This window comes from Rhizobium leguminosarum (assembly GCF_010668065.1).
In the GTDB taxonomy this organism is placed as follows: domain Bacteria; phylum Pseudomonadota; class Alphaproteobacteria; order Rhizobiales; family Rhizobiaceae; genus Rhizobium; species Rhizobium leguminosarum_S.
The window spans coordinates 1-16,314 of record NZ_WUEN01000028.1 but is presented as its reverse complement, the minus strand read 5'-3'; the positions used below and the strand labels follow the sequence as shown (position 1 = coordinate 16,314).

The 16,314-nt window shown below is 61.1% G+C and carries 12 protein-coding genes and 1 tRNA gene; 10 read left to right on the top strand and 3 right to left on the bottom strand.

What is annotated here, in order from left to right; translation table 11 throughout:
* The first annotated feature begins 150 nt into the window (after positions 1 to 150).
* The 10 genes from GR198_RS34685 to GR198_RS34640 all read left to right on the top strand — a co-directional run bounded on the left by GR198_RS34685 (position 151) and on the right by GR198_RS34640 (position 12,226).
* On the top strand, positions 151 to 1,110 hold the full coding sequence (locus GR198_RS34685) for a helix-turn-helix domain-containing protein (RefSeq protein WP_029875668.1): 960 nt from the start codon (positions 151 to 153) through the stop codon (positions 1,108 to 1,110).
* Between the two features lie 157 nt (positions 1,111 to 1,267).
* Complete coding sequence (gene adh / locus GR198_RS34680) at positions 1,268 to 2,776, top strand: aldehyde dehydrogenase (protein WP_029875669.1); 1,509 nt, start codon at positions 1,268 to 1,270, stop codon at positions 2,774 to 2,776.
* Positions 2,777 to 2,987: 211 nt separating this feature from the next.
* Entirely contained in the window at positions 2,988 to 3,380 is a 393-nt protein-coding gene (locus GR198_RS34675; RefSeq protein WP_164070443.1) for a DUF779 domain-containing protein, read from the top strand.
* Between the two features lie 105 nt (positions 3,381 to 3,485).
* Entirely contained in the window at positions 3,486 to 4,082 is a 597-nt protein-coding gene (locus GR198_RS34670) for a DJ-1/PfpI family protein (protein ID WP_017962243.1), read from the top strand.
* A gap of 25 nt (positions 4,083 to 4,107) precedes the next feature.
* Positions 4,108 to 4,458, top strand: coding sequence for a ribbon-helix-helix domain-containing protein (locus GR198_RS34665; RefSeq protein WP_017995279.1), 351 nt, complete (start codon positions 4,108 to 4,110; stop codon positions 4,456 to 4,458).
* 165 nt (positions 4,459 to 4,623) lie between these two features.
* Entirely contained in the window at positions 4,624 to 5,331 is a 708-nt protein-coding gene (locus GR198_RS34660; protein WP_164070442.1) for an SDR family NAD(P)-dependent oxidoreductase, read from the top strand.
* A gap of 237 nt (positions 5,332 to 5,568) precedes the next feature.
* Positions 5,569 to 6,702, top strand: a complete 1,134-nt coding sequence (locus GR198_RS34655) for a calcium:proton antiporter (protein ID WP_164070441.1) — start codon at positions 5,569 to 5,571, stop codon at positions 6,700 to 6,702.
* A 130-nt stretch (positions 6,703 to 6,832) separates the two neighbouring features.
* Positions 6,833 to 7,597: a DUF4239 domain-containing protein gene (locus GR198_RS34650; RefSeq protein WP_062945025.1), complete on the top strand. Its 765-nt coding sequence runs from the start codon at positions 6,833 to 6,835 to the stop codon at positions 7,595 to 7,597.
* A gap of 220 nt (positions 7,598 to 7,817) precedes the next feature.
* Entirely contained in the window at positions 7,818 to 9,014 is a 1,197-nt protein-coding gene (locus tag GR198_RS34645) for an efflux RND transporter periplasmic adaptor subunit (RefSeq protein ID WP_164070440.1), read from the top strand.
* Positions 9,015 to 9,055: 41 nt separating this feature from the next.
* Complete coding sequence (locus GR198_RS34640) at positions 9,056 to 12,226, top strand: efflux RND transporter permease subunit (RefSeq protein WP_164055643.1); 3,171 nt, start codon at positions 9,056 to 9,058, stop codon at positions 12,224 to 12,226.
* 94 nt (positions 12,227 to 12,320) lie between these two features.
* Here the strand turns inward: GR198_RS34640 and GR198_RS34635 are convergent, their stop codons facing one another.
* The 3 genes from GR198_RS34635 to GR198_RS34625 form a co-directional block, all read right to left on the bottom strand.
* Positions 12,321 to 13,133, bottom strand: a complete 813-nt coding sequence (locus tag GR198_RS34635) for a hypothetical protein (protein WP_164055644.1) — start codon at positions 13,131 to 13,133, stop codon at positions 12,321 to 12,323.
* Between the two features lie 266 nt (positions 13,134 to 13,399).
* Positions 13,400 to 15,928 (bottom strand): methyl-accepting chemotaxis protein, encoded by a 2,529-nt coding sequence (locus tag GR198_RS34630; RefSeq protein ID WP_164070439.1) that lies wholly within the window; start codon positions 15,926 to 15,928, stop codon positions 13,400 to 13,402.
* 262 nt (positions 15,929 to 16,190) lie between these two features.
* Positions 16,191 to 16,267: transfer RNA gene (locus GR198_RS34625), tRNA-Met, on the bottom strand.
* Positions 16,268 to 16,314: the final 47 nt, after the last annotated feature.

Here is a 16,314-nt window from a genome sequence, read left to right as displayed (position 1 = left end):
CTTTTGTTACGCCATGGCCGCCCAAACACCGAAATGTGATTTCCGCCACTTTCGTCAGGAAGCGCCGCACGCTGACGACTGCCAGCGCCGACCGATTGCAAACCAGCCATTTTTCTATCAGAATGTGCTGAAGTTCGGTGGGAGGAGCCGATGCACGAACACTCAGCGCACGCCGAGCACGTCTACACGTCTGCCCAGCGCGATTCTGCGGCAGCCAGTTCTCCTGTTGTCGCCTCTTGGCGGCGGTGCATGACCATGCACCAGCTCGCCCCGGAGGACGAACGCGCCCCGCTACTCCTCACCGACCAGGAATTCCGCCGTGCGCGCGAGCAGTCCGAACAGCTGATTGCCAGCGCGACGGAAGAGCTCGATCGTCTCTTTACCACCGTTGGCAGGGCCGGCTGCTGCCTGCTTCTGACCGATAAGAACGGCATCGCCCTGGAGCGCCGGGGCGCTGCCGGCGACGACAAGGAATTCCGCGAACTCGGCCTCTGGACCGGCTCGGTCTGGACCGAGGCCAGCATCGGCACCAACGGCATCGGCACCGCACTTGCTGACGAGCGTGCGGTCGCCATCTTCCGCGACCAGCATTTTTTCAGCTCGAATACCAGCCTCAGCTGCACGACGGCGCCGATCCGCGATCATCATGGCCGGGTGGCAGCAGCCCTCGACATCTCCACATGCCGCGAAGACGTCAACGAAATGACGCTGGCGATCCTGACGCAGACCGTGCGCGATGCGGCGATGCGCATCGAGCTCAACCTTTTTCGCTCGGCCTTTGCAGGCGCCCGTTTCCTGATGGTCCCGGCCGGCGCCAATTCCGCCGCCGCCCTGCTTGCCGTCGACAGGCACGATCTGGTGCTCGGTGCGACGCGCGCCGCCCGCATCGCGCTGCAGCTCGACGACAAGCGCATCGCCGCCGGCATTCCTGCCGCCGATGCCCTGCACGAGGCTGGCGTCTCCCAGCAGGACGAAATGGTCGAGGCGGAGAAGGCGGCCCTGCTGCGGGCGCTGTCGCGCGCCGGCGGCAATGTCTCGCAGGCGGCGATCGCGCTCGGCATCAGCCGCGCCACGCTGCACAGGAAGATGAAGAAGCTCGACCTCCACTGATCAAGGTTCGCCGCCCGCAATCGTGAAGCGATGCTGTCGCAGGTCTGCGACACTGTGCACTGCGGTATGGAAGACCCGCCCTGTTCCCTCCGCCAAAACATGCACATGTTCCTCCCACTGGTTCGCTTGGGAACCTGGATCATCAAGGGAGGATGACATGCTTCATCAGAAAATCGTCGAGTCGCCGTTCAAGCTGAAATACGGCAACTATATCGGCGGCGAATGGCGCGAGCCGGTCGAGGGCAAGTATTTCGAAAACCTCACGCCCGTCACCGGCGGCAAGCTCTGCGACATTCCCCGCTCCAATGAAAAGGACGTCAACCTCGCACTCGACGCCGCTCATGCGGCAAAGGAAAAATGGGGTCGCACCTCGGTTGCGGAGCGCTCCAATATCCTGATGAAGATCGCCCAGCGCATGGAAGACAAGCTGGAACTGCTCGCCCAGGCCGAGACCTGGGACAATGGCAAGCCGATCCGCGAAACCATGGCCGCCGACATTCCGCTGGCGATCGACCATTTCCGCTACTTCGCCTCCTGCATCCGCGCCCAGGAAGGTTCGATCGGCGAAATCGACCACGATACCGTCGCCTATCACTTTCATGAGCCGCTCGGCGTCGTCGGCCAGATCATCCCATGGAACTTCCCGATCCTGATGGCCACCTGGAAGCTGGCGCCCGCACTTGCCGCCGGCAACTGCGTCGTGCTGAAGCCCGCCGAGCAGACACCGGCCTCGATCCTGCTCTGGGCCGAACTCGTCGGCGATCTCCTGCCGGCAGGCGTGCTCAACATCGTCAACGGCTTCGGCCTCGAGGCCGGCAAGCCGCTGGCGACCAGCCCGCGCGTCGCCAAGATCGCCTTCACCGGCGAGACGACGACTGGCCGGCTGATCATGCAATATGCCAGCCAGAACCTCATTCCGGTGACGCTGGAGCTCGGCGGCAAATCGCCGAACATCTTCTTCGCCGATGTGATGGCCGAGGATGACGATTTCCTCGACAAGGCGCTCGAAGGCTTTGCGATGTTTGCCCTCAACCAGGGCGAGGTCTGCACCTGCCCGAGCCGCGCCCTCATCCAGGAATCGATCTATGACCGCTTCATGGAAAAGGCCGTCAAACGCGTCGAGGCGATCAAGCAGGGCAACCCGCTCGACACCGCAACGATGATCGGCGCTCAGGCCTCTAGCGAGCAGTTGGAAAAGATCCTCGCTTATCTCGATATCGGCAAGCAGGAAGGCGCGGAAGTGCTGACCGGCGGCGCGCGCAACGATCTCGGCGGCGAACTGGCAAACGGCTACTACGTCAAGCCGACGATCTTCAAGGGTCACAACAAGATGCGTGTGTTCCAGGAGGAGATCTTCGGACCGGTGGTTTCGGTCACGACCTTCAAGAACGAGAAGGAGGCGCTCGAAATCGCCAACGACACGCTCTACGGCCTCGGTGCCGGTGTCTGGAGTCGAGACGCCAATCGCTGCTACCGTTTCGGCCGCGAGATCCAGGCCGGCCGCGTCTGGACCAACTGCTACCACGCCTACCCGGCCCATGCCGCCTTTGGCGGCTACAAGCAGTCGGGCATCGGCCGGGAAACCCACAAGATGATGCTCGATCACTACCAGCAGACCAAGAACATGCTGGTGAGCTACAGCCCGAAAGCGCTCGGCTTCTTCTGAGATACTCAGCATGGCGGGCGGGTCTCAAACCCCTCCCCAACCCTCCCCACAAGGGGAGGGGCTTAACGTGCGGCCCTCGCCGTATTCACTCTTGAGCACAGCATATGCAGCCGGCTTGTTGTTTGCGAGCCGGCGCCACAGCTTGGCCCCTCCCCCTTGTGGGGAGGGTTGGGGAGGGGAATTCTCCTCTCCAAACTTTGGAGGAAGAACAATGGAAACCACCCTCAACGGCGAACTGCGTGTTCTCGCAACCGACGCCGCCCTCAATTTGATCGCAGAAATCAAGCGGGATCATCCCGATATCCTCTTCCACCAGTCCGGCGGCTGCTGCGACGGCTCCTCGCCGATGTGTTATCCGGCTAATGAATTCATGATCGGCGACAGCGACGTCAAGCTCGGCGAGATCGGCGGCGTACCGGTCTATATCAGCGCCAGCCAGTTCGAGGCCTGGAAGCATACGCAGCTGATCATCGACGTCGTGCCGGGCCGCGGCGGCATGTTCTCGCTGGACAATGGCCGCGAGAAACGCTTCCTGACTCGTTCCCGCCTCTTCGGCGGCGGCGAGGCCTGCGCAGTGCCTGATGTGAAGGTCAGGGCGATCTGATGCTCTCGCCCGTCGGGTGGGAATTTCGCCTGTAGTATTCCCATAGTACCTGCTCGCAGCAGCTCTTTGCTAATCTCCGCCTGTTGGTTTCAAAGGGAGGAAACGATGCCAGCCTCAAAGATCCTGATGATCACGGGTGATTTCACCGAAGATTACGAAACGATGGTGCCGTTCCAGACGCTGCTCGCCTGCGGCTACACGGTCGATGCCGTCTGCCCCGGCAAGAAGGCCGGCGACACCGTCGCCACCGCCATCCACGATTTCGAAGGCGACCAGACTTATTCCGAAAAACGCGGCCATAATTTCGCGCTGAACGCCACTTTCGACAGCGTGCGCGCCGAAGATTACGACGCCCTCGTCATCCCCGGCGGCCGTGCGCCCGAATATCTTCGCCTCAACGCCGACGTCATCAAATTCGTCCGGCACTTCTTCGACGCCGGAAAACCCGTTGCCGCCATCTGCCACGGCGCGCAATTGCTTGCCGCCGCCGGCGTTTTGAAGGGCCGCACCTGCTCCGCCTATCCCGCCTGCCGGCCGGAAGTCGAGCTTGCCGGCGGCATTTATGCCGACATATCAATCAGCGATGCAGTCTCGGACGGCAATCTGGTCACGGCGCCCGCCTGGCCGGCGCATCCGTCGTGGCTGCGCCAGTTCATGGCCGTGCTCGATGCCGCAGCACTGCTCGAAACCAACGCCGCCTGAGGAGGGCGGCACCGGGGAGGACGATATGTGTGAACTCTTCATCAAGGCGGATGCTCGGCTCTGGGAAAGCGCCACCCGGTCGCTGCGCATCGACGGCATGGTCACCAGCGTCAGGCTGGAGAACTTCTTCTGGGCGAAGCTGGAGGAAATAGCCCGGCGCGACGGTATGAATGTCGTCCAGCTGATCACCCGGCTGCATCATGAATCGATCGATGCCGGCCACGATCTCGGCAACTTCACGTCCTTCCTGCGGGTCTGCTGCGCTCGCTATCTCGACCTGCAGCTCACCGGCGACATCCCGGCCGATGTCACCCATCCGATCTCAGGCCTCGACGCGCCTGTCATCCTCGACCGCGAACGGGCGAAATATCACTGAAATCAGGTCCGACAGACGATCAAAGACGAACGGCCCGCGGATAGCGCCACGGGCCGTTTCGCAAACATCTGACCTTGTCTTGGGCAGGGGCTTGCGCTGCCGCACAGCCTGGATCAACAATGCGCGGCACCGTCCAGCGCGGGCACCGTCAGGAGATAGATTGCCATGAAAGACCAGAAAGCCGTGATCGTCACCGGAGCCGGCGGCAACCTCGGCAGCGCCGTTGTCCGCGAGCTTGCCAGCGCCGGCGCCAAACTCGTCTGCATGAACCGTTCGAGCCATGAGCTGGAAGCCTCGGCCGGCGATCTTCCTGCCTCCACCGAGTTTCTGTCGATCGCGGGAACGGACCTGACCGATTATGCTTCCTGTGCCGCCGCTGTCGCTCGGGCCGTCAAGCGCTTTGGCGGCGTCAGCGCGTTGGTCAACACCGTCGGTGGTTTCCAGATGGGGCCGGTCGGGCCGGAGGCGCCCGCGCAGTGGGAGACGATGATGACCGCAAACGCCCGCACTGCCCTGACGATCAGCGCCGCGGTTCTCCCGACCATGAAGGCGGCCGGCTACGGCCGCATCGTTCATATCGCCGCCGCGCCCGGCCTGAAGGCTGGCGCCAAGCAGGCCGCTTACGCCGCCTCGAAAGCCGCCGTCATCCGGCTGACCGAGGCGATCGCTGCCGAATGCCGCGACGACCGCATCACCGCCAACTGCATCCTGCCCGGGACGATCGACACGCCTGAGAATCGCGCGGCCATGCCCGATGCGAAGACAGACGGCTGGGTGTCGCCGCAATCGATTGCCCGCCTCATCGCCTTCCTGATTTCGCCGGCCGCTGCCGTCGTCACCGGCGCGGCAATCCCGGCGACCGGCCGCGAGTAACGGGTGACGTGGCGTGATCGGTTGCCCGCGACTGCTCCTTTGTCGAGATCCGTGGGTGATGACACGACAGAGACCTGCAAGTTTTATTCAGTGACACACGATCTGGCTTGAGCTTCGGTTCGCCTTGAGGCAGCCTCGTCTGCGCCTGCTCACGGGACGGGCAGGAGAACAGCGGGCGGACACCATGGTGTTGATGATCGCATTGCGGCGGCATTTGCCAGAAGGCGGATGGTTTCGATGACGGAGGGTCCGGCATTGCGCGCCGTCGGCGCAACCAGCCTGGTGCGTGAGGAATGGTTCCTGGGCGTCAGCGTCGTGACCAGCCTGACGTTTTTTGCCTTCCAGGAGCAGCTCTTCGGGCAGCTTGCCGATCCGCTTTGGTTCACTGTCGTTTTCGTCTGGCTGTTTGCCGTCGTCCTCGGCTCCGCTCTGTCGGTCGTGCGGCATGCGGATCGCCTGGCGGAGCGGCTGAAGGAGCCTTACGGCACGCTCATTCTGACGCTCGCCATCACCTCGATCGAAGTGATGGCCATATCCGCCGTCATGATTCACGGCGAGAACAACCCTACGCTTGCGCGCGACACGCTCTTTGCGGTCGTCATGATCATCCTGAACGGCATGGTCGGCCTGTCCTTGCTGCTGGGTGCGTGGCGGCGGCCGGAACAACAGCATAACCTGCAGGGCGCCAACGCCTATCTCGGCGTCATCGTGCCGCTGGCGACCCTGAGCCTGGTGATGCCGACATTTCTTGCAGGCCCGGACGGACAGCATCCATCGGCACCGAGGCAACTGATCCTGGGCATAATCTCGGTCGGCCTTTACGCCACCTTTCTGTTTCTTCAGGCCGGCCGCCATCAGGATTATTTCGCCGACGACAGCAATCGCCACGAGCATCATGGTGAACATGCTCCTCCCCGCGGGCCGGTCTGGCCTCATGCCATTCTGCTTTTCGCCTATATGGGTCCCGTCGTCTTTCTGGTCGAACAGCTTGCGCGGCCGATCGATTACATTATCGAAACCCTGCATGCCCCGACCGCGTTTGGCGGTGTTGTCATGGCCATCCTTGTCGCGACGCCCGAGGCAATCAGCGCCGTGCGTGCATCCATCGCCAACAATCTTCAGCGCGCCGTCAACATCTTTCTCGGTTCGGTATTGTCGACGATCGGGCTGACCGTGCCGGCAATGCTTGTCATCAGCCGTCTTTACGGGCACCCGGTAACCCTCGGCCTGGAACATGGAGATCTGGTGATGCTCCTGCTCACTCTTGCCGTCAGCATCATCACCTTTGCCAGCGGCCGCACGCATCTCATGCAAGGCGCTGTCCATCTGGTGCTTTTCCTGGCTTACGTGCTGCTCATTTTCCAGCAATGAAACCCGCCCTATTGCGGCCGCACAAGATCAGGAAAGTAAAGAGTTCCGCGCTTGGTCCGTCTTCCGCTATGCTAGCAGCACAGCTTGCAAGGTGGCTGCAGGACTTACGTGGCGATACGGAGACCGGACTTTGGGCTCACTGTTGGTTGGCGGGCTTGTATTTGTTTTTCTGTCGATGGCAACATCGATAGGATTGGTGGTGCGCGGCCGCTTGCCGGATCACCATCTCAATGCAGAATCCAAGGACGTCATCAGGCTGGCGACCGCAGTGGTGGGAACACTGTCGGCTCTGGCGCTCGGCCTTTTGATCGCATCCGCCAAGTCGTCCTATGACAATGCCGAAGTGGAAATGAGAACGGCGGCGGCACGGGTACTCCTGCTTGACCGGGTCATGGCGCAATACGGGCCGGAAACCGACAAGGCGCGTCAATTGCTGCGTGAACTCATCGAGAAACGGCTGAGCCGTGGCTGGACTGCCGAGACCACCGACGAGACATCCGGCAAGGCGCCGGGGGAATATCAGGATATCGAGGCGGTTCAGGCCGACCTTCGATCCCTGGCGCCGAGGGATGCCGTGCAGCACTCTCTCCAGGCGCGTGCGCTGGAAGTGAGCGGCATGTTGGCCGAGACCCACTGGCTGTTGGTCGAATCCGGCAAAGAGGGCTTGCCCTGGGCTTTTCTGACCGTTCTCGTCTGTTGGCTCTCGCTGCTCTTTGCGACCTTCGGGCTGCAGGCGCCGGCCAATCCGACGGTGCTGTCAATTCTGCTCGTCTGCGCCCTGTCGGTCGCCGGCGCTATCTTCCTGGTTTCGGATATGGCCAACCCATATGTCGGGCTGATCCGTGTTTCGGATGCACCATTACAGTTTGCCATCGAACGGCTCGGGAAACCGTAGCGTCATGGTATCAGGAGGATGAGTTCACAGTTTAATTGTGCACCAGCAGCTATTGCAATTTTTAGCAATGCCGCGACATAATATCGCATGCCCGGAACTTTTCGGAGAGGGGTCGTCTCCGCCGAGGCACGCATGAAGACTACAGCGCCGCGCGTCTTTTCAGACGCGCAAAGGACGTTGTATGCCTTTGAAATAGCTCGTAAACATCGGGGCGGAGGCAATGCGTGTGAGATTGTATCAGGGTCTGCACCTGTCTGTGGTGCTCGCCGGCATGGCAATTCTCAGTGGCTGTGAGGAAAGCGGCAATACTTACGTTGCCCCTCCTCCACCTCCGGTTCGTGTCGCCCAGCCGATCCAGCAACCGGTGACGCTCTATTTCGAACTCACCGGCAACACGGCGCCGCTCAACTCCGTTGATATCGAGGCGCGCGTCCAAGGCTACGTCCAATCGATCGACTACCAGGACGGGATGACGGTGATGAAGGGCACCAAGCTCTTCGGAATTGAGCGCAACACTTATCAGGCGCAACTGGATCAGGCGAAGGCATCACTCGCCTCGCAACAGGCGTCTCAGGTCGGCGCGCAGCAGGAATACGACCGGCAGCTCAATCTATCGAAGCAACAGGTCACCACGCAGACCGCGGTCGACAGCGCCAAGGCGACGCTCGACGAAGCGAATGCGTCCATCCTTAATGCCCAGGCCAATCTCGATCTTGCGACGATCAACCTCGGATATACGGAGGTGCTTGCCCCCTTCGACGGCACCGTCACCGATCACCTCGTCGATATCGGCGCGCTTGTCGGCGTATCTGGTCCCACCAAACTCGCCAGCATCGTTCAGACGGATCCGCTTTATGCCTATTTCAACGTCAGCGAAACCCAGGTGCTGATGATCAAGGAAACGCTGGCAAGGCAGGGGCGCACCTTCAAGCAGACGGACCTTCCAAGCATTCCGGCAGAAGTCGGCCTGCAGACCGAGGAAGGCTACCCGCACAAGGGACATCTCGATTACGTCTCGCCGCAGCTCGATGCCTCCACGGGCACACTTCAGGTGCGCGCCCTGTTCGACAACAAGGACCATGCCATGCTGCCCGGTCTCTTCGTGCGGGTTCGGGTGCCGGTCGGCCATAACGACAAGGCTCTGCTGGTGCGCGACGACGCCATCGGGACAAACCAGCTGGGCAGCTACCTGCTTGTTCTCGGCAAGGACGACGTCGTCGAACAGAAGCAGGTCAAGACCGGCCAGCGCGAAGGTGCGCTCCGTGTCATCGACTCCGGCCTCGATCCGGCCGACTGGGTCGTGACACAAGGTATCCAGCAGGCCATCCCCGGCAGCAAAGTCACGCCCGAGAAAATGGAAATGAGCCCGCCGGCAGCTGCCGCCGGCGATGCCAAGGCCAAGACCACCACGCAATGAATCCGCCGCCATGCTTCATCTGAACGTCTAAGGACAACAGCATGATCTCGCGTTTCTTCATCGAGCGACCGATACTCGCCAATGTTCTGGCGTTGGTTTTCGTGCTCATCGGCGCGGTGGCCCTGTTCCAGCTGCCTGTGGCGCAATATCCGAATGTCGTCCCGCCGACGGTGCAGGTGACGACACGCTTTCCGGGCGCCAGCGCCCAGACCCTCGTCGATACCGTCGCGCTGCCGATCGAGCAGCAGGTCAACGGCGTGCAGGACATGCTCTACATGCAGTCGACGAGCGCCAGCGACGGCACTTACTCCCTGACCGTGACCTTTGCCATAGGAACGGATCCGGACCAGGCCCAGGTTCTGGTGCAAAACCGCGTCGCAATAGCGATGTCATCGCTTCCCGAAGCGGTGCAGCTTCAGGGCGTGACGACGCAAAAGAAATCGACGGCGATCCTCGGCTTCGTCAGCCTGACCTCGCCCGACAGTCGCTATGACAGCCTGTTCCTGTCGAACTACGCCGTCATCAATCTGCAGAATGAACTCGCCCGCCTGCCGGGTGTCGGCAACGTTACCGTCTTCGGTGCCGGCCAGTATGCCATGCGCATCTGGATGGATCCGAACCTGCTGCAGGCGCGCGGCCTGACGCCGCAGGATGTGGTCAGCGTCGTGCAGCAGCAAAGCCAGGAGGTTGCCGCCGGCCAGATCGGCATTCCGCCGGTGCCGAAGGGGCAGGTCTTCCAATACACGCTGAACGTCAATGGCCGGCTGAACGAGGCGGCCGACTACGAAAACATCGTCGTCAAGGTCGAAAGCGGACAGGGCGGCCACATTACGCGCATTCGCGATATCGGCCGCGTCGAACTCGGCGCCCAGACCTACAGCCAGTCCTTCATGCAGAACGGCCGGCCGGCTGCCGGCATCGGTATTTTTCAGCTGCCGGAGGCGAATGCCATCGCGGTGGCGCAGGCGGTGAACACGAAAATGCAGGAGCTCTCGAAGAGCTTCCCGCCGGGCCTCGAATATCACGTGCCGTTCGACACGACGAAATTCGTCGAGGCTTCCATTGACGAAGTTTACGTCACCTTGATCGAGGCCGGCGTTCTCGTTCTCATCGTCATTCTCGTTTTCCTGCAGGATTGGCGGGCGATGCTTGTGCCGGCGACCACAGTTCCGGTCACCATCATCGGCGCCTTCGCTGCCATGGCGGCACTGGGCTTCACCGTCAACCTGTCGACGCTGTTTGCCATCGTTCTCGCCATCGGTATCGTCGTCGATGATGCCATCGTCATCGTTGAAGGTGTCGCCCGCCACATCGAGGCGGGCATGTCCGGCCGAAAGGCGGCCGAAAAGGCGATGGAGGAACTGCTCGGCCCGGTCATCGGTATCACGCTGGTGCTGATGGCGGTTTTCATTCCGGCCGCCTTCCTGCCCGGCTTGACCGGGCAGCTCTATCGGCAGTTCGCCCTCGTCATCGCCGCCACGGCGCTGATCAGCGCCATCAATGCCGTTACGCTGAAACCGACGCAATGCGCCCTTTGGCTGCGCCCGCCGATCCCGCCCGAGAAACGCAACATCTTCTATCGCGGCTTCAACAGGGTCTATGACAAGGGTGAACGCAGCTATGCCGGGCTGATCGGATCGATGACCCGCCACAGCGGCATCATGGTCATAGCAGCACTTGCGCTGATCGGTGTCGCCGTCTGGGGGCTCGCCCGTCTGCCGACTGCATTTCTGCCCATCGAGGATCAAGGCTATGTGCTGATCAGTGCGCAGCTGCCCGACGGCGCATCGAAGGAGCGCACAGACGCGGTGATGGAAGAGGTCGGCAAGATCGCCGAAGCCACGCCTGGCGTCGATCAAGTGCTGACCATCAGCGGCATCTCCGTTCTCGACAACAATGCCAGCCTGCAGAATGCCGGCGTCGCCTATGTCGTGCTGAAGGATTGGGACGAGCGCGGCAAGGAAAAGGGGCAGGATCTGCTGTCGATCTACCAGCATTTGAACGGCGCGCTGCAAAGCGTGCTCGCCGCCAAGACGCTGGTGGTCGTGCCGCCTCCGATCCAGGGCGTCGGTAATGCCAGCGGCTTTACCATGCAGGTCGAGATCAGGAACGGCATTTCCGACTATCCGTTGCTGCAATCGCTTGCCGATACGATCGTCAAGAACGGCAGTGCCCAATCGTCGCTGCAAAGGCTGAGCACGCCTTTTCGCTCGAACGTGCCGCAACTTGCCGTTTCCGTCGATCGGATCAAGGCGGAGACCCTGGGAATTACGGTGGGCCAGGTCTTCTCCGCTCTCTCCGGCTATGTCGGATCGAGCTATGTGACCCAGTTCAACAAATTTGGCCGCACCTTCCAGGTCTATGCGCAAGCCGCTTCCGACTTCCGGGTCAGCGCTGAAGACATCCGCAATCTGAAGGTCAAGGCCGGTGACGGGACGATGGTGCCGCTCGGCACGGTCGTCGATGTCACCACGACACAAGGCCCCTCCCTGATCAGCCTCTACAATCTCTACCCGTCCGCAACGATCGTTGGCGGGCCTGCCGCCGGCTTCAGTTCCGGCCAGTCGCTCGACGTCATGGAGCAGATTGCCGATCAGACACTGCCGCCGGGCACAGGCTTCGAGTGGACGGCGCTGTCCTATCAGGAGAAGGCCGTGGGCGGGCAGATCTATTTCATCTTCGCGCTTGCCATGCTCCTCGTCTATTTCGTGCTCGCGGGCCAGTATGAAAGCTGGATCTTGCCGCTGGCAGTCCTTCTCGCCGTGCCGCTCGCCCTCCTCGGCACGGTGGCAGCGCTTATGGCAGCCGGCGTTGCCAACAACCTCTATACGCAGATCGGCCTTATCTTGCTGATCGCGCTTGCATCGAAGAATGCCATCCTCATCGTCGAATATGCTAGGGAAAGGCGGGCGGAAGGCATGGAAATACTGGATGCGGCCGTCGAGGCCGCCCGCTTGCGTTTCCGGCCAATTCTGATGACGTCCTTCGCCTTTATCCTCGGCGTCCTGCCGCTCGTGCTGGCGACGGGCGCCGGCGCATCCGCCCGCAAATCGATCGGCATATCGGTTTTCAGCGGCATGATCGCCTCGACCTGCCTCGCCGTGCTCTTCGTACCCTCCTTCTACGTCGTGCTACAGCGCCTCGAAGAATATTGGAAAGGGCGCACAAAGACCGCAGGCCTGGCGGAAACGGAGATATCGAAGGTTCAGTAAGGCTGTCGCAACGGCCTTTCGCGCGATCACCTACGGTTTCGCGCGGAAGCAGGTTGCCGTTGGAGGCACGTCACAGCGGAGGTTCGAACAGACCCTATAGTCCCGAGGTCAGCACCCTATGACAGGCAGGCGACACGCGTTGCAGATTGTCCCGCAGGCAAGCCATAGCCCGCCCTCCGCCCAAAGGCACCATGCGACACAGCGCCTGAAAATCCGATCCGCAGGTTTCGCGCAGGATCATCAGTTCCTCGCGCGGCGAGAAGGCCGGCATCATGGCCCGAGGAGCAGGAGTGGTCGCAACCGTCGCCGCGGCACCGCCGCTGGCCGGGGTTGATCCGGCTGATCCTTCCCCCGCTGATCCTCCCAAGGCCGCAACGGCTTGCTGACACGGCGCCGATAGAGCGGCATTGTGCTGCTGCAGGCAGCTGAGTGCCTCGGTGCCGCCCGGCGTGACGCCGGAGCATTGCGCCATGAAATCCCGTTGGCAGGCCGATTTGACGGCGTTGCGCTGCGCCTGCGTCGGCTGATGCGCCGGTGCGCCCGTCGCCGGCGCCGGGCTGGTCGCCCCAGTGGTTGCGGGCGCCGCCGGGGCCGGCTCCGCGGATGTCGACTTGGGTTTGCTTATCGCCGACACCGCCTTCCGGCAACCGGCCGAAAGCGTGGCGCTATGCTGCTGCAGACAAGTGAGCGCCTCGATACCGCCCGGCGTCACCCCTGAACATTGCGCTATGAAATCGGAGCGGCATTCCGCCCTGATCGCATTGCGCTGCTCTTCAGTCGGCGCCTGCGCGGAAGCGACACCGGCAAAGAGCACCACTGCAAAGAGCGCTGGCAATCCCGAGATAGTAAACGGAAGACGACCCCTACCATACGGAGTCGTCAATAGAGACGATGCCCACTTTCGCATTATTCCTCCCCCTATAAATATTTAATCTACTTCATGAAATCGAACGCCCTGCTGAATAGGATAATAAACGCCCGCCAATTGGAGGGACGTTGCTTGCCACTGCGAAAATATTAAAACGCCGGCTCCACGTATATTAGAATATTGTTATCTTAGCAACTATCGTGCGCCTGAAAACTGATCAAGGAAAACGTATCACTCATCAGCCTGCTGATCGGAGACCATGCATCTCAAAGCAAGTTAACAGGTTCTGCGACTACATGCTGCCGTCATGCCGCAGCCTCGTACCCTCTTGAAGCCGGGATCTCGTGGCCTTCAAGCCGAAAGCGTGCAATCATGTCGGTAAGTGCAAGCGCCTCGGACGATAGCTGTCGGGTGGCAGCATTCGTCTCTTCCACCATCGCCGCATTTTGCTGCGTCATACGATCAATATCGTTGACCGATGCGTTGATCGAATGGAGTGTCGTTGCCTGATCGCGGCTTGACGAGGCGATGAGCTCGATATGGCCGACGATGTGGACGATCTCGCTGGAAATCTCCATCAGCGCATCGCCGGTGCGGCCGACGAATTCGGAGCCGGACGCAACCTCTCGGACGGAATTGTTGATGAGCTCGCCGATTTCCTTGGCGGCGCGCGCCGATCGCTGCGCCAGTTCCCGCACCTCCTGCGCCACGACAGCAAAGCCCTTGCCGGCCTCACCCGCTCTTGCCGCCTCGACTCCCGCGTTTAGGGCCAAGAGATTGGTCTGGAAAGCGATGGAGTCGATGGCGCTGACAATCTGAACGATCTTGCCCGACGCGTCCTCAATCCGTCCCATGGCCGAAACCGCGTTTTGGACCACTGAAGCCGAGGCGTCGGCGCCCTGTTTGGCGCGTTGGACAAGCGTAAGCGCTGCTGCTGCCCGTCCTGAAGAGGTGTTGACGGCGGAAGAAATCTCCTCCACCGCCGCTGCGGTTTCTTCAAGTGCGGCCGCCTGCTTCTCCGTTCGACTGGCCAGGTCATCAACGGCTTCCGCCATCTGTCGGCCATTGTCGCTGATGAGGGAAGACGTCTCGCGGATATCGCAGAGCGTCTCCCTGAGACCCGCGACCGACATGTTGAAATCGGTGCGGATCCGGTCGAGTTCGGAGGCAAAGGGCGTATCGATCGAAAAATTCAACTCCCCGCGCGACAGCCGCGTGAGCCCTTCTGCAAGCGCCTCGATTGCGGCGTCAACCTGGACCTTGGCGCTACGTCGCTCGAGTTCGTTGCGGGCGCGCTCAAATTCCGCATCGCTACGCGCGATCTCGGCCTGTTGTTCCATTTCGACATTCGACAGCGCATTTTGTTTGAAGACGGAAAGCGCACGAGCCATTTCCCCGATCTCGTCGCCCCGTGCCTCGCCGGTGATTGCGGTATCGAGCCTTCCCTCTGCGATCTTGCGCATCGCTGCGGTAATCTGGGTGATCGGTCCCTTTAGGGTGACGACCAGCGCGGCACCCGCGGTCATAGCGATCAGGATGCCAAACACAATGGCACCGCCGGATATCCTATTGGCCTGTTGACGATCCTGCCCAGCATTTTGCCTTTGCGTCTCGGCGAATTGAGCAAGCAGGTTCCAGGTGTTGTCGATCTGCCCCGCAGCGCTGTCGAATTCAGCCAGCTTGCGCGCCGCACCTTCGGAGAGCGCTGCCGCGTTTGCCGCAAGCAGGTCGAGGACGGGTTGAGCCTTCTTCGGAATTTCGGCAAAGACCGGATCGTCGTTCACCACGCCGGCGAGACGGCCGAGCTCGGTCTGATACATGTAGATCGACTGCTGGACTTTCTTCACTCGCGCGTCGTCTGGATTGCCGGCGAGTTCGGCGAAGCCGACGCGGATCTCATTATTGCTGTTAACGATGGCGCGCAGCGCGTTGCCGACATTCGTCGCCTGCGAGATATCCTTGTCCGACGCGGCAAGCGCGAGCACGGAGGTCCGCATCAGATCGTCGCCAATCGTCTTGAGACTGTCGCCAGTTGCAGCAAGATTGGCGACGGCGGTATCCGTTGCTGGGACATCCAAAGTTTCAGGCGACACCTTCGAAGCGTTGGCGATGGCATCCACTGCAGCGGCATACTGCGCGGCAAGGGCTTGTTTGTCGGTCGCGACTGCAGGCGAAGGCTGCTCCTTTGCCTTTTGCAAATCGGGCGCATATTTGGCTAGCAGGCTAACTTTGTCAGCCGGCGTCGTCGCGTTCGTATAGTCATTGCGAAGTTTTGTCGCGACACTGGCGGCGGCGCTGATGGAGACGGAATTACTCAGGCCGCTCTTGTTGGCATTTTCCATCTTTTTCGCACTGGCCATCAGCATGAACGAGCGCTTGCCGACCTGGCCTTGCAGGTCAAGAAGTGCCGCGGCAGCAGCGTCCACATCACTGAGAATTTTCTGCTGTCCCGTTTCGATTTGCCAGATCGCTTCGATCTTTTCCGGGATGATTTGCGATTGATCGAGCGCCCGGTCAAGAAGCCCCACATCGGTCGTTGGCCTTAGCCTCTCGATCGTCTGCTTCAGATTTGCAAGTTGCTCTCGGGCGTCTGCAAGCGCGGTATCACGAGCTTCCTGCGACGGCTTCATCAGAAAGCCGGTCATGCTGGAAGAAACATGTTTGAACCCGTTCAGAGACTGCAAAACATGGTTGGAGATCTCCATCCGTCCCTCGAGAAGGCTGGACGCGTAGTACCCCGTCAGTCCCACTGCGCATAGGCTAATGACGAATGGCGCCAGAAGTACGAGCACCTTCGTCTGAATGCGAACCCGCGACATCAAACCATTTACCACGACCGCATCCCCACCACCGATTGTAGTCAAGCTGTCATTTTTTGCTTAAGAACCGATAAATGGGTTGATCCGAGGATGATGCACGCCTCATCTGCAGCGGCGAGGACGTGGTTCAGACACTCGAAGGGGCATGTGCGCAGGTCAACTATTCATTATCGCTTGGCCTTGTTGCGGCCCCTGCTGAGATGTTAACTCCTCGAACTTCTGGAACGCAAAAAGCCCGCACGGGGCGGGCTTTTGAGTATGTGTATCTGGGAAGGTTTGGTTGCGGGGGCAGGATTTGAACCTGCGGCCTTCAGGTTATGAGCCTGACGAGCTACCGGGCTGCTCCACCCCGCGCCAGAGCAAATCGCTGGGATTTGCTTATGCATTCTAACACAAAAGGC